Origin of the sequence: Streptomyces sp. NPDC006372 (assembly GCF_040612515.1) — a bacterium.
Taxonomy (GTDB): Bacteria; Actinomycetota; Actinomycetes; order Streptomycetales; family Streptomycetaceae; genus Streptomyces.
Window position 1 is genome coordinate 289,584 of record NZ_JBEXQJ010000004.1, and the last position, 17,465, is coordinate 307,048.

General features: G+C 71.4%; 19 protein-coding genes. 11 read left to right on the forward strand and 8 right to left on the reverse strand.

The features are described 5' to 3' along the window. Positions 1 to 146 precede the first annotated feature (146 nt). Together ABZ016_RS10845 and ABZ016_RS10850 are read left to right on the forward strand one after the other, a co-directional pair. The gene (locus ABZ016_RS10845; RefSeq protein WP_352096195.1) at positions 147 to 722 is read left to right on the forward strand and encodes a SigE family RNA polymerase sigma factor; all 576 of its coding nucleotides are present in this window, start codon (positions 147 to 149) and stop codon (positions 720 to 722) included. After that, positions 719 to 1,879, forward strand: coding sequence for a hypothetical protein (locus tag ABZ016_RS10850; RefSeq protein WP_356916220.1), 1,161 nt, complete (start codon positions 719 to 721; stop codon positions 1,877 to 1,879). Before ABZ016_RS10845 ends, ABZ016_RS10850 begins: the two co-directional genes overlap by 4 nt. A 50-nt stretch (positions 1,880 to 1,929) precedes the next feature. Here ABZ016_RS10850 and ABZ016_RS10855 read toward each other — a convergent pair whose 3' ends face one another. After that, the gene (locus tag ABZ016_RS10855) at positions 1,930 to 2,718 is read right to left on the reverse strand and encodes an SURF1 family protein (protein ID WP_356916221.1); all 789 of its coding nucleotides are present in this window, start codon (positions 2,716 to 2,718) and stop codon (positions 1,930 to 1,932) included. A 187-nt stretch (positions 2,719 to 2,905) separates the two neighbouring features. Between ABZ016_RS10855 and ABZ016_RS10860 the strand changes: the two genes are divergently transcribed. After that, complete coding sequence (locus tag ABZ016_RS10860; RefSeq protein WP_356916222.1) at positions 2,906 to 4,774, forward strand: prolyl oligopeptidase family serine peptidase; 1,869 nt, start codon at positions 2,906 to 2,908, stop codon at positions 4,772 to 4,774. Positions 4,775 to 5,035: 261 nt separating this feature from the next. Here ABZ016_RS10860 and ABZ016_RS10865 read toward each other — a convergent pair whose 3' ends face one another. Beyond that, positions 5,036 to 6,913: an NAD-binding protein gene (locus ABZ016_RS10865; protein WP_356916223.1), complete on the reverse strand. Its 1,878-nt coding sequence runs from the start codon at positions 6,911 to 6,913 to the stop codon at positions 5,036 to 5,038. A gap of 176 nt (positions 6,914 to 7,089) precedes the next feature. On the opposite strand from ABZ016_RS10865, the gene ABZ016_RS10870 reads away from it, so the two are divergent. The 5 genes from ABZ016_RS10870 (at position 7,090) to ABZ016_RS10890 (ending at position 10,877) form a co-directional block, all read left to right on the forward strand. After that, on the forward strand, positions 7,090 to 8,163 hold the full coding sequence (locus ABZ016_RS10870; RefSeq protein WP_356916224.1) for a permease: 1,074 nt from the start codon (positions 7,090 to 7,092) through the stop codon (positions 8,161 to 8,163). Continuing rightward, positions 8,160 to 8,876 (forward strand): TIGR03943 family protein, encoded by a 717-nt coding sequence (locus tag ABZ016_RS10875; RefSeq protein ID WP_356916225.1) that lies wholly within the window; start codon positions 8,160 to 8,162, stop codon positions 8,874 to 8,876. The genes ABZ016_RS10870 and ABZ016_RS10875 overlap by 4 nt, the downstream gene beginning before the upstream one ends. 91 nt (positions 8,877 to 8,967) lie before the next feature. Continuing rightward, on the forward strand, positions 8,968 to 9,381 hold the full coding sequence (locus tag ABZ016_RS10880; RefSeq protein WP_356916226.1) for a hypothetical protein: 414 nt from the start codon (positions 8,968 to 8,970) through the stop codon (positions 9,379 to 9,381). 115 nt (positions 9,382 to 9,496) lie between these two features. Further along, positions 9,497 to 10,141, forward strand: coding sequence for a hypothetical protein (locus ABZ016_RS10885; protein WP_356916227.1), 645 nt, complete (start codon positions 9,497 to 9,499; stop codon positions 10,139 to 10,141). Between the two features lie 64 nt (positions 10,142 to 10,205). Beyond that, positions 10,206 to 10,877, forward strand: a complete 672-nt coding sequence (locus tag ABZ016_RS10890; protein WP_356916228.1) for a thioredoxin domain-containing protein — start codon at positions 10,206 to 10,208, stop codon at positions 10,875 to 10,877. An 18-nt stretch (positions 10,878 to 10,895) separates the two neighbouring features. Here ABZ016_RS10890 and ABZ016_RS10895 read toward each other — a convergent pair whose 3' ends face one another. From ABZ016_RS10895 to ABZ016_RS10915, 5 genes are all read right to left on the reverse strand, one after another. After that, positions 10,896 to 11,282 (reverse strand): toxin-antitoxin system, toxin component, PIN family protein, encoded by a 387-nt coding sequence (locus ABZ016_RS10895; protein ID WP_356916229.1) that lies wholly within the window; start codon positions 11,280 to 11,282, stop codon positions 10,896 to 10,898. Next, positions 11,272 to 11,928 (reverse strand): DUF433 domain-containing protein, encoded by a 657-nt coding sequence (locus ABZ016_RS10900; RefSeq protein WP_356916230.1) that lies wholly within the window; start codon positions 11,926 to 11,928, stop codon positions 11,272 to 11,274. The genes ABZ016_RS10895 and ABZ016_RS10900 overlap by 11 nt, the downstream gene beginning before the upstream one ends. A gap of 85 nt (positions 11,929 to 12,013) precedes the next feature. Next, entirely contained in the window at positions 12,014 to 12,868 is an 855-nt protein-coding gene (locus ABZ016_RS10905; protein WP_356916231.1) for a hypothetical protein, read from the reverse strand. 253 nt (positions 12,869 to 13,121) lie between these two features. Then, positions 13,122 to 13,247: a DUF397 domain-containing protein gene (locus ABZ016_RS10910; RefSeq protein WP_356916232.1), complete on the reverse strand. Its 126-nt coding sequence runs from the start codon at positions 13,245 to 13,247 to the stop codon at positions 13,122 to 13,124. Then, positions 13,201 to 14,118: a helix-turn-helix transcriptional regulator gene (locus ABZ016_RS10915; protein WP_356916233.1), complete on the reverse strand. Its 918-nt coding sequence runs from the start codon at positions 14,116 to 14,118 to the stop codon at positions 13,201 to 13,203. Before ABZ016_RS10915 ends, ABZ016_RS10910 begins: the two co-directional genes overlap by 47 nt. Positions 14,119 to 14,295: 177 nt before the next feature. Between ABZ016_RS10915 and ABZ016_RS10920 the strand changes: the two genes are divergently transcribed. Then, positions 14,296 to 14,733, forward strand: coding sequence for an ATP-binding protein (locus tag ABZ016_RS10920; protein WP_356916234.1), 438 nt, complete (start codon positions 14,296 to 14,298; stop codon positions 14,731 to 14,733). A gap of 4 nt (positions 14,734 to 14,737) precedes the next feature. Here ABZ016_RS10920 and ABZ016_RS10925 read toward each other — a convergent pair whose 3' ends face one another. Next, positions 14,738 to 15,418 carry a 2-phosphosulfolactate phosphatase gene (locus ABZ016_RS10925; RefSeq protein WP_356916235.1) on the reverse strand — a complete coding sequence of 227 codons (681 nt, stop codon included), beginning with the start codon at positions 15,416 to 15,418 and terminating at the stop codon, positions 14,738 to 14,740. Positions 15,419 to 15,565: 147 nt separating this feature from the next. Between ABZ016_RS10925 and ABZ016_RS10930 the strand changes: the two genes are divergently transcribed. Both ABZ016_RS10930 and ABZ016_RS10935 read left to right on the forward strand, forming a co-directional pair. Beyond that, positions 15,566 to 16,270: a restriction endonuclease gene (locus ABZ016_RS10930; RefSeq protein ID WP_356916236.1), complete on the forward strand. Its 705-nt coding sequence runs from the start codon at positions 15,566 to 15,568 to the stop codon at positions 16,268 to 16,270. A 46-nt stretch (positions 16,271 to 16,316) separates the two neighbouring features. Beyond that, a complete protein-coding gene (locus tag ABZ016_RS10935; RefSeq protein WP_356916237.1) occupies positions 16,317 to 17,423 on the forward strand; it encodes a hypothetical protein in 1,107 nt (368 codons plus the stop codon). Positions 17,424 to 17,465: the final 42 nt, after the last annotated feature.

The following is a 17,465-nucleotide window of genomic DNA, read 5'->3' on the forward strand; positions in this document are numbered from 1 at the left end:
ACGCCCGGCACGTACAACCCTGACGGGCTTAGGCGTGTCCAACAAGCGTGGCAGAGGTACTCGACTTCACTGCGGCCCGCGGAACGGCCCTACGGCCGCCCCGCCCGGCGGCTCTACGACCCCGCATGCCCGGTACGCCCGGTGGCATGCCGGTGATCGCGCCCGTGCCCGCAGCGCGGCCGGCCCGCATCCCGAACCAGCGCGACGGCGCCGAGGACGGTGTCGCGGCCGGTACGACCGTCGACCACCTCACCGAGACCTACCGGGCGCACTACCGCTCGCTGCTGGGTCTCGCCGCCCTCCTCCTCGACGACACCGCCTCCTGCGAGGACGTCGTCCAGGAAGCGTTCATCCGTGTCCACTCGGCCCGCAAGCGGGTCCGCGACCCCGAGAAGACCCTGGCGTACCTGCGTCAGACGGTCGTCAACCTCTCGCGGTCGGCGCTGCGCCGCCGCATCCTCGGCCTGAAGCTGCTGTCGAAGCCCATGCCCGACATGGCGAGTGCCGAGGAAGGCGCCTACGACCAGCTGGAGCGCGACTCCCTCATCAAGGCGATGAAGGGCCTGCAGCGCCGCCAGCGCGAGGTGCTGGTGCTGCGCTACTTCGCGGACATGACCGAGGCGCAGGTCGCCGAGGCGCTCGGCATATCGCTGGGCTCGGTCAAGGCGTACGGCTCGCGCGGCATCGCGGCGCTCCGGCTGGCCATGGAGGCGTCGGCATGAGCGGCGGGGGCGGCGAGCGCCGGGACGGACCTGACGGGCAGGAGCCCGTCGAGCCGAACGCGCCGACGAGGCGGCACAGGCAAGATCCGAAGCAATCGCACGCTGGGAACGGAACTGTGAACCACGGCCCCGACGACCAGGGTCCGGAGCGGCCCGACTCGGACGAGCTGGACCTGCGCACCATGCTGCAGCAGGCGGTACAGGACGTGGAGCCGCGCGACGGCACCCTCGACTACCTGCGCAAGGCGGTGCCGCAGCGGCGGGCCCGCAAGCGGCAGGCCGTCGTCGGGATGGCGGCCGCCGCGCTGTTCATCGGCACCGCCGTCCCCGCCCTGGTGCACGTCTCCAACTCCACCGGCTCCGACGCCAACCCCTCCGTCGCCGGCCACGCCTCGGCCACCCAGGGCGGCGCGAGCGAGGGCAAGGGCCCGGACGGCGGTGAGAGCACCTCGGGCGGCACCGCCGGCAAGCCCGAGGGCAAGAAGAAGGACGACAAGAAGGAAAAGGGCAAGGGCAAGGCCACCGGCGGCGCCTCCACCGGCGCGTCCCAGGGGGCCGGCCCGTCCGCCACCACGGCCGCCGGCATCGCGGCGTGCACCGCGGCACAGCTCGGCCCCGCCGCGGGCAGCAGCGCCGCCCCCGACTCCACCGGCGCGGTCTACGGCTCCTTCCGCGTCACCAACGTCTCCGCGGCGAGCTGCACGGTCACCGGCCCCGGTTCGGTGAGCGCGCTGCCGCAGGGCGCGGCCGACCCCGGCAAGGTCGGCTCGGCCCGGCACACGGCCGGGGACGCGGCGGCCGGCCTGCCCGACCCGTCCCTGGAGGCGGCCGAGCTGGTGCTCCAGCCGGGCGCCGCCTACGACGTGAAGTTCGCCTGGGTGCCCACGGAGACCTGCCCCCCGCCCGGCGGCAGCGTCGGCGGCCCCGACCCCAGCCCCGACCCCACGCCGTCGACGGACACCGGGGACACGGGCGGCACCACCACCACGGGCGGCGAGACGGGCGCGGCGCCCCAGCTGGCCAGGGAGGACGGCACGGTCGACGGGAGCGTGGCGGTGACGTACACGCCGGCGACCGGCTCGGGCGCGGCCTCGGTCACCGTGTCCAACGCGTGCGCGGGCACCGTGTACTGGACGGGTGTGCTGGCGGGCTCGTAGAGAACGCCCGTGGAGCACGGTGGAGAACGATCCTGGAGACGGGGGCGTGGTCACACGGCCGGTGCCCGCTCCTGCTCCTCCTCCGGGACCAGACCCAGCTCCGCGTCCCGGGCGAACTCCACCTCGCGGCGCAGCAGCCGGAACCACATGAAGATCACGAAGCCGACGAAGGCGAACCACTCGGCGGTGTAACCGAGGTTCTGGAACGCCTTCAGGTCCAGCCCCGTGTCCGGCGGGGCGCTCGCGGGCACGGCCTTCATGCCCGAGTCGCCCTTGGCGAGTGTGACCCACGCGTCGTACACGTCGTACGGCACCAGGTTGATCAGTGACGCCGCGCTGATCGCGGAGGTCTGCCCGGACGGCAGGCCGCCCTGCGCGCTGACCCCGTTGGAGCCCGGGCTCTCCGAGGCCTGGAGCGCACCGGTGACGGTGACCTCACCGGTGGGCGGGGCGGGCGCCTTGCCCGCGTCGGCGGCGCCGGGCAGCCAGCCGCGCACCACCGGCAGCGCCTCGCCGGAGTCGGTGCGCAGCAGCGTCAGGACGTAGAAGCCCTGCTTGTCGTCGAGCTCCCGGCCGGGCACCAGCAGCTGCTTGCCGTAGCGGCCGGTCGCGGTGACCTGCTTGCCGGACGTGGCCTTGGTCACCGGCAGGAGCTCGGCCAGCGGCCGGGGCGCCTCGTCGCGGGCCGAGGAGACCTGCTCGGTCGCGGTGCGGTGGTCCTGCACACGGTCCTCGAACCGGCCGAGCTGCCAGGACCCCATGAAAATGCAGAAGGGGATGGACAACAGTACGAAGACGTTGATCCCCCACCATCGGGGCGTCAGCAGAAACCGGTACACACCCATACGGTACGGGGCGGCCGCACGAGCCCGGCCCGCGGGGTGGGCCCGCCCGGCGGGGTGGGCCACCGTCCGGTACGCGCTTTCAGCCCCTCCCGGCCCTGTCGGGAAGGGGGACCGGTGGAGGTTGTCCACAGGCTGGGGACCTCGCCAGCGCGATGTCGGTCAGGGCAGGCACTATGGGGCCATGACTGAGAGCAACGAGTCCGACGCGCGGCACCAGCGGGACCAGCGGGAGCACGTGGTACAGGCGGGACAGCAGGAGCAGATGCCGGACTGGGAGAAGCGCTTTCGGGCGCCTCGGGTGTCCCTGCCCGACTGGGCGGAGGACGCTCCCGATCGCGCCCTGTTCGTGTCGAACGCGACGGGGACGTACGAGCTGTACGCCTGGGACCGGTCGACGGGCGAGCAGCGCCAGGTGACGGACCGGCCGAACGGCACGACGGACGGCGTGCTGTCCCCGGACGGCGCGTGGATCTGGTGGTTCGACGACAAGGACGGCGACGAGTTCGGCGTCTGGCGCCGCCAGCCCTTCACGGGCGGCGCGGACGAACTCGCCGCCGAGGGGCTGGACGCCTCCTACCCCGCGGGCCTCGCCCTCGGCCGCGACGGCCGCACGGCGGTGGTGGGCCGCTCGACGGACGAGGACGGCACGACGATCCACCTCGTCCGCACCGGCGAGGAGCCCGTCGAGATCTACCGCCACCGCGAGTCGGCCGGCGTCGGCGACCTCTCCCACGACGGCTCGCTCGTCGCCGTCGAGCACACCGAGCACGGCGACGCCATGCATTCGGCCCTGCGGGTCCTGCGCTCCGACGGCACCCCGGTCGCCGACCTCGACGACACCGAGGGCGGCACCCGCGAGCTCGGCCTGGAGGTCCTCGGCTTCGCCCCCGTCGACGGCGACACCCGCCTCCTCATCGGCCACCAGCGCCGGGGCCGCTGGGAGCCCCTGGTCTGGGACGTCGCCACCGGCGAGGAGACGGACCTGGCGCTGGAGCTGCCCGGTGACGTCAGCGCCGAGTGGTATCCGGACGGCACCGGTCTGCTCATCGCGCACAGCTTCGAGGCCCGCAGCGAGCTGTTCCGCTACGACCTGGCGAGCCGCGCGCTGACCGAGATCCCGACCCCGCCCGGCACGGTGTCCGGTGCGACGGCCCGGCCGGACGGCAGCGTGGAGTACCTGTGGTCCTCCTCCGCCGAACCGTCGGCGGTGCGCTCCACGACGGGCGGTGTCGTGCTCGACCCGCCCGGCATGAAGTCGCCCGGGTCGGTGCCGGTGCAGGACGTGTGGGTGGAGGGCCCCGGCGGCCGCATCCACGCCCTGGTCCAGAAGCCCGCGGGCTCCACCGGTCCGCTCCCCACGGTCTTCGACATCCACGGCGGCCCGACCTGGCACGACAGCGACTCCTTCGCGGCGGGCCCGGCGGCCTGGGTCGACCACGGGTACGCGGTGGTCCGGGTCAACTACCGCGGCTCGACGGGGTACGGCCGTGCCTGGACGGACGCCCTGAAGCACCGGGTGGGACTCATCGAACTGGAGGACATCGCCGCGGTCCGCGAGTGGGCCGTCACCTCCGGCCTCGCCGACCCCGACCGCCTCGTCCTCACGGGCGGTTCCTGGGGCGGCTACCTCACCCTTCTCGGGCTCGGCGTCCAGCCCGACGCGTGGACCCTGGGCATCGCGGCGGTGCCCGTCGCCGACTACGTCACGGCGTACCACGACGAGATGGAAGCGCTGAAGGCGATGGACCGCACCCTCCTCGGCGGCACCCCCGAGGAGGTCCCCGACCGCTTCGAGGCGTCGTCCCCCCTCACCTACGTCGACCAGGTCAAGGCCCCGGTCTACATCTCGGCCGGCGTCAACGACCCCCGCTGTCCCATCCGCCAGATCGAGAACTACGTCAAGCGCCTGGAGGCGAGGGGAGCGGTGCACGAGGTGTACCGGTACGACGCGGGGCACGGGTCGCTGGTGGTGGACGAGCGCATCAAGCAGGTGCGGTTGGAACTGGAGTTCGCGGAGAGGCACCTGAAGGGGCGGGGGAGCGCCCAGTAGCCCGGGGGGTCTGAGGGCGCGGGGGCGCCCAGTAGCTCGGGGGGCAGGGGTGGTGTGGCGGCTGCGGGTGCGCGGTGGCCGATCGCGCAGTTCCCCGCGCCCCTTGGGGGGTGCTTGCTGTCCGCGGGCAGTCGTGCCGCCTGGGGCGGCACGGGTGGGCGCGGGCGGCACCCCGCTGCGCCGGGTTGCGCGAACGCCCCGGCCCCTGCACCGGCGCCGGGCACCTTGTGACGCCGAGCCGTAGAGAGACACCGCTCGGAGTCACGCCCCCGCCCGCTCCCTCCCCCTCCGCCCCAGCAACTCCGCAAGCCCCCGCCGAGTCGCCGCCAACACCACCCGATCCCCAGGCCCGAGCACATACCCAGGAGGCAGATCCCACACCAGCCCCGAGGCAGACGCCCCGTCCTCCTCCACACTCTCGCCCTCCCCCCGCGCCGTGTTGAGCGCCAGCACCCGCCACGCCCCGGCCCGAAACGCCTCCCCCACCGTCCGCCCCTCCAACTGCGGATGCCCGGCCACATCCACCTCCGCGAACAGCAACACCCGCCGCTCCACCGGAATCGCCCCCAGAATCTGCCGCCCCATCATCGCCCCGGCGAACGCGGGCGCCGCCAGATGCGACACACTCCGGCTCCGCGTCAGGGCGAACGGATGCGCGGCCCGCAGGGTCCGGTACACCGCGGTCGCGAAGTCGTCGTCGTACAGCCGCAGCACCACCCGCAGATCGGGCCGCACGGACCGGGCGTACAGCGAGGCCTCCAGATTCGTGGTGTCCGCACTGGTCAACGCCAGCAACGCATGCGCCCGATGGATCTTCGCGGCCTCCAGCACCCCTTCCTGCGTGACGTCCCCGAGCACCACCGGCACCCGCAGCCGCCGCGCCGTGGCCATGCCTCGCGCCTCCGGATCGGACTCGACGCACACCACGGGAATGTGCAGCTCGCGCAGCCGCGTCAGCACCCGCGTCCCGATCTTGCCGAGTCCGAGCAGCACCACGTGCCCCCCGAGCCCCCGCGGCGGCTTCCGCAGCGTGGAGGCGCTGCGGAACGTGCCCAGCGCCTCCAGCACCGCGGCGAGCAGCACCGGCAGCAGCAGCAACCCCACCAGACCGGACAGCAGTTGCAGGATCTGCCGCCCGGTCGAGGCGTGGTACGCGGGATCGTTGATGCCGAACAGGTCGAGCAGGGTGACGTACGTGGCGTACAGCGGATGCTCACCGGTCACGAACATCAACGCGACGGCGAGCGCCAGCACACACCCCACCAGCCCCGCCAGCGACCACCGCAGCCGCCGCGAGAACAACGAGGCGAACGGCGGCACACCGCCCCGCCCCGCGGGCAGCGACGGCCCCGAGTACGCCACCTGCTCCAGGACCACCGTCCCGCGCCCGGTCGCCGACGCCACCGCCATCTCGTCCGGCAGCAGTTGCGGCCCGTGCTCCCCGCTCCCCTCCGAACCGTCCGCGCCCGCCGGGTCGTTGCTCGTCGTGGACAGCAGCGCCAGCGTGCACAGCCCCGGATCGGCCACCTCGCCCGGCCGCGGCGGCTGCCGCTCCACGGCCCGCAGCACGAGCCCTTCGGTCTGCACGACCTTGCTGGTGCCGACGAGCGCCGTGGCGGCCAGCGCGGGGGCGGCCGTGTCGGCGTCGGACAGCACGGTCGTCGACGCGTCCAGTCCCGCACCCGGCCCCGCCCCGGAGGCCACCGCCGCCGTCTGGTCGAGCAGTTCCTCGATGTGCTGCCCCAACCGCCGGTTGTAGAGCCGCAGTACGAGTCGCAGGCTGGGGTTGAGGCGGCGGGCGGTGAGGGCGGCGCGGATGTTGGTCTCGTCGTCGTCGTACACGAGCGCCAGCGCCGCCGCCCGGTCGGCACCCACCTCGGTGAGCACCGCCTCGGTGACCTCAGCGGCCTCCACGACCTGCTCGTTCGCGGCCGGTTCGGCGCCGCCCGTGCCCGCCCGGTTGACGGCAGCGCTGACCCGGTCGAACAGCGCCGCGGAGGCGGCCCGGGCCCGTCCGACCACCGGCTGCCGCACCCGGCGCCCCGAGGGTGGCACGACGAGCGTGACCTGTTCTCCGTAGACGCCTCGGAGTTCGGCGGCCAGCCGGTGCGCGAGCCCGTCGTCACCGCACACGATCATGTGCGTGGCCGGATCACCTGGCTGACCTTGGTTCGGAACGCTCCCCACAAGGGAGAAGACTGCCTCACCCGGACGGCTGGTTTCCAGAAGGAACAGCGGGGACTGAACGCCCGCCGTGCCCCGGCCGTAGGGAAGGGGAGGCAATGCCCGTGCGCACGACCGGAGGTACCGGGCCGGTGGCCACCACGAAACCCGCCCCGCAGGAGACCGAAGAGAACGACGAGACCGACGGGACCGCCGGGACCCACTCGCCCCACGAGATCGCGGCGACGAAGTCACCGGCCAACCGCCCGGAAGACGGCCGGCACCTCAACCCGGCCCTCCTGCTCACCCTCCTCCTGCTCACGGCCGTGATGCTCCAGGACACCATCCGCGGCGCCCTGTCGGCACCGGTGATGCAGAGCTGGATGACGGTGTTCGTCGCGGTCATGGTCCAGGCCCTGCCGTTCCTGGTGCTCGGTGTGCTGCTGTCGGCGGCGATCGCGGTGTTCGTACCGCCGTCCTTCTTCGCCAGGGCCCTGCCGAAACACCCGGCCCTCGCGGTCCCGGTCGCGGGCGTGGCGGGCGCGGTCCTGCCGGGCTGCGAGTGCGCCTCGGTGCCGGTCGCCGGAGCCCTGGTCCGCCGAGGGGTCACCCCGGCCGCCGCCCTGGCCTTCCTCCTCTCCGCACCGGCCATCAACCCGATCGTGCTGACGGCGACGGCCGTGGCCTTCCCCGGCAACCCGGAGATGGTCCTGGCCCGCTTCGTCGCGAGCCTGCTGGTGGCCTGCGCGATGGGCTGGCTCTGGCACCGCCTCGGCCGCACCGACTGGCTGCGGCCCCCGGCCAGGTCCTCGTACGAAGGCCAAAGCAAGGGGGCGGCGTTCTGGGGCTCGGTGCGGCACGACGTGATGCACGCGGGCGGGTTCCTGGTGGTCGGCGCGATGGCCGCGGCCACCCTCAAGGCGGTCGTACCGGAGGACTGGCTGCAAGCGGCGGCAGGCAACCCCCTGTTCTCGATCCTGGCCCTCGCGGCACTCGCCGTCCTGTTGTCCATCTGCTCGGAGGCGGACGCGTTCGTGGCGGCGTCCCTCACCCAGTTCTCGCTGACGGCCCGTCTGACGTTCCTGGTCGTGGGCCCGATGATCGACCTGAAGCTCTTCGCGATGCAGGCGGGCACCTTCGGCCGCGCCTTCGCCCTGCGCTTCGCCCCCGCGACCTTCGCCCTGGCCGTCGTCGTGTCGGCCCTGACCGGAACGGTCCTGCTGTGAACCGCCTGGCCCAGTCGGCCCTCCTGTTCCTGCTCGGCGCGACCCTGCTGCACGCCGGCACGACCGACCTCTACCTCCGCTACGTCAAGTCGGGCCTGCGCCCGCTGGTCCTGCTCGCGGGCGCCGTCCTCATCGCGACGGCGGCGGCGACGCTCTGGTACGAACGCCGCAGCACACCCGGACACGCGCACCACGAGCACCACCACGAGCCCCGCATCTCCTGGCTGCTCGCCCTCCCCGTCCTGGCCCTGATCCTGGTCGCCCCACCGGCCCTCGGCTCCTACAGCGCCTCCCACACGGGCACGGCCCTCACAAAACCCTTCGGCTTCCCGGGCCTCCCCGAGGGCGACGCCCCTCTCCGCCTCGGCGTGGCCGACTACGCGGGCCGAGCCGTCTACGACAACGGCCGTTCCCTCCACGACCGCGAGCTGAAAATCACCGGCTTCGTCACGCTGGACCGCTCAGGCGCCCCCTACCTGGTCCGCATGGGCCTCAACTGCTGCGCCGCCGACGCCCAGCCGGTCAAGATCGCCCTGACCGGCAACGTCCCCCCGGTCCTCGCCCCGGACACCTGGCTGGAGGTCACCGGCCGGTACACGCCCCGCCGGACCAAGGACCCGGTCAACGACGGCCCGATCCCCTACGTCGAGGTCACCCGCGCCCGCCCCGTCCCCACACCGCACGACCCGTACGACGAGACGTGGAACACCTGACGCCCGGCGTGGCCCGGCCCTTTCTGGGTACCCGGGAAAGCCGCTGATCAGCGGATGATCGAGTGGTGATCGGCGAGGGGGAGGGGAACCCATGACCACACTCGAAGGCGAACGCACGACGGCGGAAGCGACGAACCGGGAGCTCCTGACCGAGGCCCGCGAGGAACTCGCCAAGGCCGACAGCCGCGCCGAACTGATCTTGGCCGTCCTCGGCGCGGCCCTGACCGCCCTGCTCGGCGCGATGACGGTCGGCGTCATCACACCCGCCCAGTACGCCGTGCTCCCCCAACTCCTGCTCTGGACCGGCTGCGCCGCCTGCGCCCCGTCCCTCGTCCTCCTGAGCCTGGCCGCGAGGCCCCGCCCGGACACCGGCGACCAGGCCCGCCCGGAGATCCTGTCCCGCACGGCCTGGCTCAAGTACCGCTGGATCCGCCACGCCATGGCCTGGGGCGCGGCCTTCCTCACTCTCACCCTGGCGGGGACGCTGGCCGGGCTGCTGTCCTAGGGGCGACGCCCCGCGGTAACGGGGTGGACGAGGCTGAGTACGCTGCTGAAAGGGTGCGCGCCCCTTCGGCCGCGCCCGACAGCCACGTCGGATCCCTCATCGGAGGCCCAGCCCCGTGCGACCGTTCCGCCTGACCGGCCCCGCCTCCCCGGCGTCCGGCGCGCTGCGCGGGTTGCGGGCCGGTGTGCTGGCGGTGCTGTGCGTGCTGCTGCCGCTGACGGGACACGTCCTGAGCCGGTGTCATGCTCCCCGTTGGATGGTGGTCGCTGCGATCGCGGCCGTCGCCGTGCCAGCCGCAGCGGTCCTGACCCGTCGAAGGCTCACGGACACCCAAGTGGCCGGCGCCCTCACCGCCGCACAGATCACCTCCCACCTCGCCTACACGCTCCCCGGCGCCTGCCACGCGGCCTGGGCGGAGCACGGTCCCGACGCGAGTCCGCCCACCGGGATCCTGCTGGCCGGCCACCTGATCACCATGCTCCTCACCGCCCGCCTCCTGGGCGTGACCGAGCAACTGCTCTGGCAGGCCGCGTCGTTGCCGACCGTCGTACGCCGCCTGCTGCTGCTCCTCCTGCTCCGGCCGCTGCTCCGCTGTCCCCACGGCACCACCGGCCCACGCGTCCACGCCCGCGAGAACACGACACCCCTGCGATCGACCGTGCCGGCCCGCCTGCCCGAGGGCCGGGCACCCCCACCCCGCGAGCGCGCGCCCTTCCCCCTTCTCCGGCCGTTGCCGACCGGCGGTCTCCTCCTGCCCTGACGGGCGTGACGCGAGGCGGTCGGTCCGACGCGATCGGCCACCGCCCCCGCACCGAGGAAGACCCATGAACAAACTCAAGAAAAACCTGATCGTCGCCGCCGTACTCCTGGCCGGCTTCGCCGCGGCGCTCGGCTCCTACCTGCTCCTCGCCCCCGACGACAAGGGCGGCAGCGGCGCCCTGGACGCACTCCCCGCCGCCGATGCCAAGCATGTACGCGACTCCAGCCACCGCCTCACCGCCCCGAAGAAGAGCGAACTGACCGTCGTCGAATTCCTCGACTTCGAATGCGAGGCGTGCGGCGCGTACTACCCGGTCGTCGAGAAGCTCCGCGAGGAGTACGGCGACCGCGTCACCTTCGTCGCCCGCTACTTCCCCATGCCCGGCCACCGCAACGGCGAACTCTCCGCCCGCACCGCCGAGGCCGCGGCCCGTCAGGGCAAGTTCGAGGAGATGTACAACAAGCTGTTCACCACGCAGAAGGAGTGGGGCGAGTCCCAGGACTGGAAACAGGACGTCTTCCGCGGCTACGCCAAGGACCTCGGCCTGAACATGCGGAAGTTCGACACGGCCCTCGCCGACCCCGACCTGGCCGGCCGAGTCCAGTCCGACCAGCGCGACGGCCTCGCCCTGGGCGTACAGGGCACCCCGACGTTCTTCCTCGACGGCGAACGAATCAGCAACCCGGGTTCGTACGAGGAGTTCAGGGCACTGATCGAGGACCGGTTGTCCGACTGACCTGGTGTTGGGGGCCGGTCAAGGCCAGGTGCGCTCGATCCGGTCGTGTCGTACGGCGTAGGCCGCCGGACCGCCCTTCTCTACGGCCCGGTGGATCGCGTCCCGGCGCCCAGCGAGCCGGTCGACCATCTCTGCGCTGCGAAGCTGCTGGTTGTCCAGGTAGAACAGGACGGCCTCGCGTTCCAGAACGGGACGGATCTCGAGGTCCCGGGTCTTGATCCGCCCGTCCTTGGACAACGGGACCCAGGAACGGTCGAGACCGTGAGTGATCCACTCCTCATCGGGGACGTCCTGTCCGTCGTCCGGAAAGACGTCCCCGATGCGGTGAACCGTCCACCCGCACGCTCGCAGCCCCTCCGCCACACGACGCCCGAGATTCCGGTCGAGGAAGAACTCAGGCGACAAGGTGCACCACGGCCTGGCAGAGCGCGTCCACCTGCTCAGGCGTCATGTCGTAGTCGTACGCGATGTCCTCGACGGTCTCCCCGGCCTCCCAAAGGTCGGTGATGGCCTGGACCGTGACGCGGTTGGAGGCCACCACAGGGAGACCGTGGCCGAACCTGGGGTCGATCACGACGGGGACGGAGTCCGGGTACTGCCTCAGACGCAGGCTGGAGGGGAAATCGTCGCCCGGCTCCCAGGTGAGGTAGCGGAGGTAGTCGGAGACCACCTCCTGGATGGGGACCTGGCCGTCGCGCGCTCTGCGGAGATCTCCCAAACCGTGCTCGATGAAAATGTCCACGCCATCCGTGGCGATCCGCTGGGACACAAGACCATAGGGGGTGTCGAAGGCGTCCCGTACGGCGGCAGCCGCCTGCCTGATCTCGCTCATACGGAGCCCCAGGGAACGCAGGGAACGCAGTACGTGCGCCTCGGCCACCGCGATGAACGGCACCGAAGGCTGTCCCTTCCGCACCGGCTCGACCTGGTGGACCAGCGGTGCTCCGGCGGCCCTGCCCTTGAGCCACGAGGTGAGAGTCGACTGCGGAATTTCGAGGTAGGAGGCTGTTTCCGTGGGCGTCAGAAGTCCGTCCGTGAATCTGTCGACCATGCCCCACCTCCTCCTGACACCGGGCTTTGCATCGTGCCACATCAAGCCTCCCACCTGCGGGTGGACCGCACACCCAGTCATCGGCTCAGCCGACCGCAGGAAGCCGGCCCGGAGACCGGCAGTCCCGGCAGCGGCCGGGTTCCGCCGCTCGGAACCCCCGGTCGCAGCCGTCGCAGTTCCACATGGGGACGACCGCCGCACGCACCGTGGACTCAACGCTTCTGACGGGTGAGGGCAGGGGAGTCTCCTTGAGCCGGTAACCGAGGATGCCGGCGGGACGGGCCAGGAAACGGTCCGGGAGCCCGGTGGTGAGGTGCTCCGTGACCTGTGTCGGCAAGAGCCCTGCCGCGAGCCACCGACTGACGGCCGGGGCGAGGCGAGCGGCTTCCTGCGTGGACAGGACGAGGCGGGAGTCGACCTGGCGCAGGGCGGCGAGTACGGCGACGGCGCGAGGGTCCGCGTCGGAGAGCGGGACCGGCACCTCTGGCTCTGCTTCTGTCTCTGCCTCTGCCAGGACGGGCGCTGTAGCGGCGGGCTGCTTCCGGGGCCGGGGCGGTTTCGGCGGCTCGGGTGGCTCGTCGTCGGAGGCGCCGCCGGGTACGTCGTAGAAGAACGTCCGGGTACGCACCTGCCCGGTGGGCGTTCGCTCGCGGCGCCGTTCCAGATACCCGGCCGCTTCGAGCTCCCTGAGCGCCCGCGAGATGAGGATCTCCCCCTCGCTGAAGTGCTCGCACAGGGCGGCGATGCTCACCGGGGAGCCGTCGGGCAGGGAGGAGATGTACGCCGCGACGCCGACCGTGACGGCGCTGCCGCGTCGCTGGGCGAGGGCGTTGGAGAGCACGGTGAAGTCGGCGGTCAGCCGGGTGCGTACGTGGATCACGCCGGTGGTCGGAGCTCCGGCGGCAGCGCGCAGGCGCGCGTTAGACTGCGAGTCATCCATCGGGAAGGTTGCTTCTTCCTGATCGGTCAGGCCCTCGATCGGGATGCCAGTCCCGGCCGGGGGCCGTATCTGTTTGCGGTTGTCGCGGCGAACGTAACGGCCCGTTACCCGCCGCTGCAAGCCGGTCACTCGGACGGGTGACGCGGGCCGCCTGACCGGGGAGGGTGGGTGGGCGGGTAGTTCTTTCCCCCGGTTCTTCAGGGAGGTCAGCGGCTCGCCGGACCCTCGCGGACAAGGGCCCGGCGAGTCGACGTCAGGCCTTCAGCCCGCCTATGAAGGCGGTCCAGGACGCGGCTTCGAAGCAGAGCGCCGGGCCGTGGGGAGCTTTGCTGTCACGGACGGGGACGACGGACGCCTGGAAGCGGTCGGCCACCTCCACGCAGTCGCCCCCCGCCTGATTGCTGTAGCTGCTCCTGCGCCAGACGACGCCGTTCAGATCGGGACGGGAGATTCGAGCCACGGTAGTTGCCCTCCAACGTGGACCGGATCATGTCGAGTGACATGAGCGGGGGCAGGGCTGCCGCCCGTAGCCGATCGTAAATCACCCTGTAGCGGCTCACGTTGGCCGGATCCTCGATGAGTTGGCCGTAGTCCGAACCTTCTGTGTAGGCCACTTCCGAGCCGTCCGGCAGGATCAGGATCGTCAGCGAGCCGCCCATCGCCTCGTGCCCGCCTTGGTCGAACGGCAGAACCTGCACGGTGATGTGGCGCTCCGCTGCAGCGTCAAGCAGCCGTGCCAACTGCTTCCGCATCACGGCATGGCCGCCGATCGGACGCCTCAGTACCGCTTCGTCCAGGATCACCCAGAGCTCCGGCCGGTCGGTCGCACTCAGCCGTTCCTGCCGTCCCATACGGGCTGCAACCCGTTCCTCCCACTGCTCTTCGCCGTCCAACAGAGCGTCCAGGCCGAGAACGGCACGTGCATAGTCCTCTGTCTGCAACAGACCGGGCACCACATGAGCGGCGTACTGCCAAATGTTCGCCGCCCGCTCCGAGTACTCCATGAACCTACGCGACCAGTCCGGAAACGCCTCCCGATACACGTAAGGCCACAACTCCACCAGCAGGTCGTCCGCGCCAAGAGCGGCATCCAGCGCACGCGCCAACTCCAGCGTCGGCTTCGCTCCGGACGCCCGCTCGATCTGCGTGATCCGAGTACTCACCACGTGCGTGCGGTCACCGAGTTCGGCCTGGGTCAGGCCGGCCGCCGTACGGAGCCTGCGAACCCTCGCTCCGAACAGGGCCGCCATCGACGCACTGGGGTCAATTCCATTGGCCAAAGCGTCACTTCCGTTCCTTACGGACTGAAAAGTAAGCCTGTGTCACCTGTCGAGCGTAGGGCGATCAGACCACTCTTGAGCACGGAACGTGACGACTCATGCACCGCACGGAATACCTCAAGCTCGACGCGCAAGGACGGACAAGCCGTGACGCCAGGAACGACCACCCCCGAACTCCGCTCATTCGCAGCGCAGTTCGCCTCCTCACCGCGAGGCGCGCAGCTCGCCCGCCGCCTCGCCGTCCGGCGCATGGAGGAGTGGGGCCACCCGCCGGAGTCCGACGCGTCCTGCACGGTCGCCCTCGTCGTCGCCGAACTCGCGGCGAACGCCGTACAGCACGGCAGAGTCCCCGGCCACGACTTCAGCCTCCGCCTCACCCTCGACGCGGCGACGGGCCTGACCCGCATCGAGGTCGCGGACGCCGCCACCACGAAGCGCCCACCCACGGCCCCACCCTCCTCGCACCCCGAGGGCGAGTCCGGCCGGGGACTGCTCCTGGTCGATGTGCTGGCCGTGCGCTGGGGGACGGAGCCTCGTAGGCCCGTCGGTAAAACGGTATGGGCAGAGGTGGCCGTCTCCTCGTGATGCCTCAGCGCGCCGGCGCGCACGGACGCAGGACCATGACTGAGTCCTCCAAGGCCGCCACCATGGCGAAGGGGAACCGGTCGAGCTCAAGGCAGAGCTCCACGTCATCAGGATGAACTCCTTGACGTACCCCCTCCGCCAGCTCGGCGGCGGCACGCGACTTGGCGGCACGCCGGAGAAACTCAGCTGCCTCCGTCCCGGCCCCGGCGGCCCTCTGAGCGATGTACTCGGCGCACGCCAGATCTTCATCGGCTCGCCCATCCTCGCCGGTGACGACGAACGTGGCGCTGTCACACTCACGTGCCCGCAAGAGCCGAGCCGTCGCCTCCGCCACCACGAAGCCGGCGCACAGCACCAGCGACGCCTCCTTGACCGCAAGGGCACCTACCGTCCCCGCCGTGGTCTTCTGCACCACGGTCCGTCCGCCGAGGTCAACAGATCGCAGCAGCCCCGGCGAGTTGACGGCGTCGAACCCGACCGCGGGCGGACCGTCCTTGAGCGCCACCCAGTCCGGGTGACGAGCCTTGAGCGCCAGGGCCTCCTCCAGCGACTCAGCGAGAACGATCTTTTCCGCCCCCTGGGAAAAGGCCCAGGCAGCCACCGTGAAAGCACGCATGACATCGACCACGACCGCCACGGACGGAACTTCGACCAGCTCAGCGATACCAAGGAAGCGAGCGTCCATCCACTCATGATCGCCCATGCCCGACCCGAGACGCACGGACAGTGAGGTGACAATTCCAATCCGGCCATGGCCGACTCGCGCCCTTCTGCCGCCGCCTCAGGCTGCTCAGACTGCCGTACACGGAACTCTGGGGGAGGGGCTTCGATCGTGGCGGGGCGTAGACGTGGTGGGGCGGCTGCCCGCAGGAGGCGGGCGGCGCGGCTGAAGGCGCTGGCGGTCGGCGGCGGTGTGGTGCTGGTCCTGCTGGTGGTGTTCTGGTCGTCCGTGTGGCCGTACATCGCGGGTGCATTGGGCCTCGGTGGCGTCGGTGCGGCGGGTTGGTGGCTGTGGCGAACGGACCGGCTCGTGCGCGGCCGGGACCGTGTCTGGCGGCAGGAAGAGGCGGTGAAGGCAGGGCACCGGACTCTCGCCGAGGTGGACGCGATGACAGGCACCGAGTTCGAGGATCTGGTCGCAAGCCTGTGCCGACGGGACGGCTGCACGCAGGTGCGGCGGGTGGGCGGTGCGAACGACAACGGCGCCGACGTCGTCGGCTGTCTCCCGGACGGGCGGACCATGGTGATCCAGTGCAAGCGCTATGCGCCGAGCAGCACGATCGCGAGTCGCGAGTTACGCGATCTGCTCGGTGCCAAGGTGCACTTCGGGGCCGACCTGGCGGTGTTCGTGACGACCACGCGCTTCAGCCGGCCGTCCGAGAGGTTCGCTGTTCAGCACGGCATCCTCGCGGTGCACCGCGATCACCTTGGCATGTGGAACAACGGGGCCTCCCTGATGGCCATGAGCGAGGTGAACGGCAGAGGACAGGGAGACCCCCGGCACCGGGCGCGCTGGAAGCGCGCGTACGGGAGATGACCGGCCTCGCCCCGTCGCCCGGGGTGTCCCTGCGAAGATCGGCCGCGTGACATACGTAGTGACCGTGGACACCCGCATCCCGGAGCACACTCCGGAGATGGACCCGCTTCAGCGCGCCGGCGCCGTGGCGCTCATCGAGGACGGCTTCGACTCGGTCGAGGCCATCGAGGGGCCCGGCGACGGCGGGGAGGCCGAACTCCTCGACGCCATCGTGGCCGTCCATCCGGGCGGAGCACTCCTGAAGGTGTTCGTGGATGCCTCGGCCCTGGAACTCGCCGAGGAGGCGGTGCGGCTGGTCGTGAGCGAACTGCTGGAACAGTCCGAGCTGTTGGCCGACTGGCGGATCGCGCGATGCGAGGTCGAACTGCATCCGGAACTCGCCCAGGAGAGCCTCGACGCCGCCGACGGTCCCGATGCCCCGCCCGACGACCCGGCCGACCGCAAGGCCCGCCACAGCGAGCGTCCCACGACCGAGGACGAACCCGAGGAGGGCAAGGAGAGCCACGGCGCCGAGGCGGTTCGCGATCACATGCTGACCCTGGCAGCCGAGCTGCGCTCCTTCCCGCCCACGATGTTCGGCACCTCACCGGAGGACGCCAAACTCGCCGCCGGTGCCTTGGTGTACACGATGAACGTCCTGGTGGACGAGCTGTTCCAAGACGTACAGACGCTGACGGAGGAGGGCACCAGCGCCGCGGAATGCAACGAGCCCCTGTGGCACTTCGAGGACCTACCCGAGCGATACGCCCTCCAGTACGACGCCCGATTCGCCCGCCGCTTCCTGGTGACGGTGATCGCGATGACCACCCGCTTCACGAACGGCAGCTTCCAGCAGTTGAGCTGCGTCGCCGAGGAACTCGCGCTGAGGCTGCTGCTGCATGAGACGAACGTGACCCTGGAGACCTACGGGCTGCTCGACGACGGCGTCTCGGCCGCACTCGAGACGTTCGCCGGCAACGTCTACGAGGACATGGACCACGAGTGGCTCTACGACGACTCCATGGACGGCATCGACGAGAGCGACGCCGGACCGGCCCTCGGCGTCGCGCCCATGGCGTTCAGGACCTGGTTCACCCCGTTCGAGGAGGGCAGCTACGTCCACCCGTCCGCGGCTGGTGAAAACCGCTGGGCGGACCACGACGGCCACTGCTAACGTTCCGGAGGCCGTGCCGGAGAACGAGGAGGTGGTACCCGT

What these genes read in the sequence shown, in the direction of transcription:
- ABZ016_RS10845 (WP_352096195.1), top strand. Translation starts at nt 147, where the DNA reads ATGCCGGTGATCGCGCCCGTGCCCGCAGCGCGGCCGGCCCGCATCCCG.
- ABZ016_RS10850 (WP_356916220.1), top strand. Translation starts at nt 719, where the DNA reads ATGAGCGGCGGGGGCGGCGAGCGCCGGGACGGACCTGACGGGCAGGAG.
- ABZ016_RS10860 (WP_356916222.1), top strand. Translation starts at nt 2,906, where the DNA reads ATGACTGAGAGCAACGAGTCCGACGCGCGGCACCAGCGGGACCAGCGG.
- ABZ016_RS10865 (WP_356916223.1), bottom strand. Translation starts at nt 6,913, where the DNA reads ATGATCGTGTGCGGTGACGACGGGCTCGCGCACCGGCTGGCCGCCGAA.
- ABZ016_RS10880 (WP_356916226.1), top strand. Translation starts at nt 8,968, where the DNA reads ATGACCACACTCGAAGGCGAACGCACGACGGCGGAAGCGACGAACCGG.
- ABZ016_RS10890 (WP_356916228.1), top strand. Translation starts at nt 10,206, where the DNA reads ATGAACAAACTCAAGAAAAACCTGATCGTCGCCGCCGTACTCCTGGCC.
- ABZ016_RS10900 (WP_356916230.1), bottom strand. Translation starts at nt 11,928, where the DNA reads ATGGTCGACAGATTCACGGACGGACTTCTGACGCCCACGGAAACAGCC.
- ABZ016_RS10905 (WP_356916231.1), bottom strand. Translation starts at nt 12,868, where the DNA reads ATGGATGACTCGCAGTCTAACGCGCGCCTGCGCGCTGCCGCCGGAGCT.
- ABZ016_RS10915 (WP_356916233.1), bottom strand. Translation starts at nt 14,118, where the DNA reads ATGGCGGCCCTGTTCGGAGCGAGGGTTCGCAGGCTCCGTACGGCGGCC.
- ABZ016_RS10925 (WP_356916235.1), bottom strand. Translation starts at nt 15,418, where the DNA reads ATGGACGCTCGCTTCCTTGGTATCGCTGAGCTGGTCGAAGTTCCGTCC.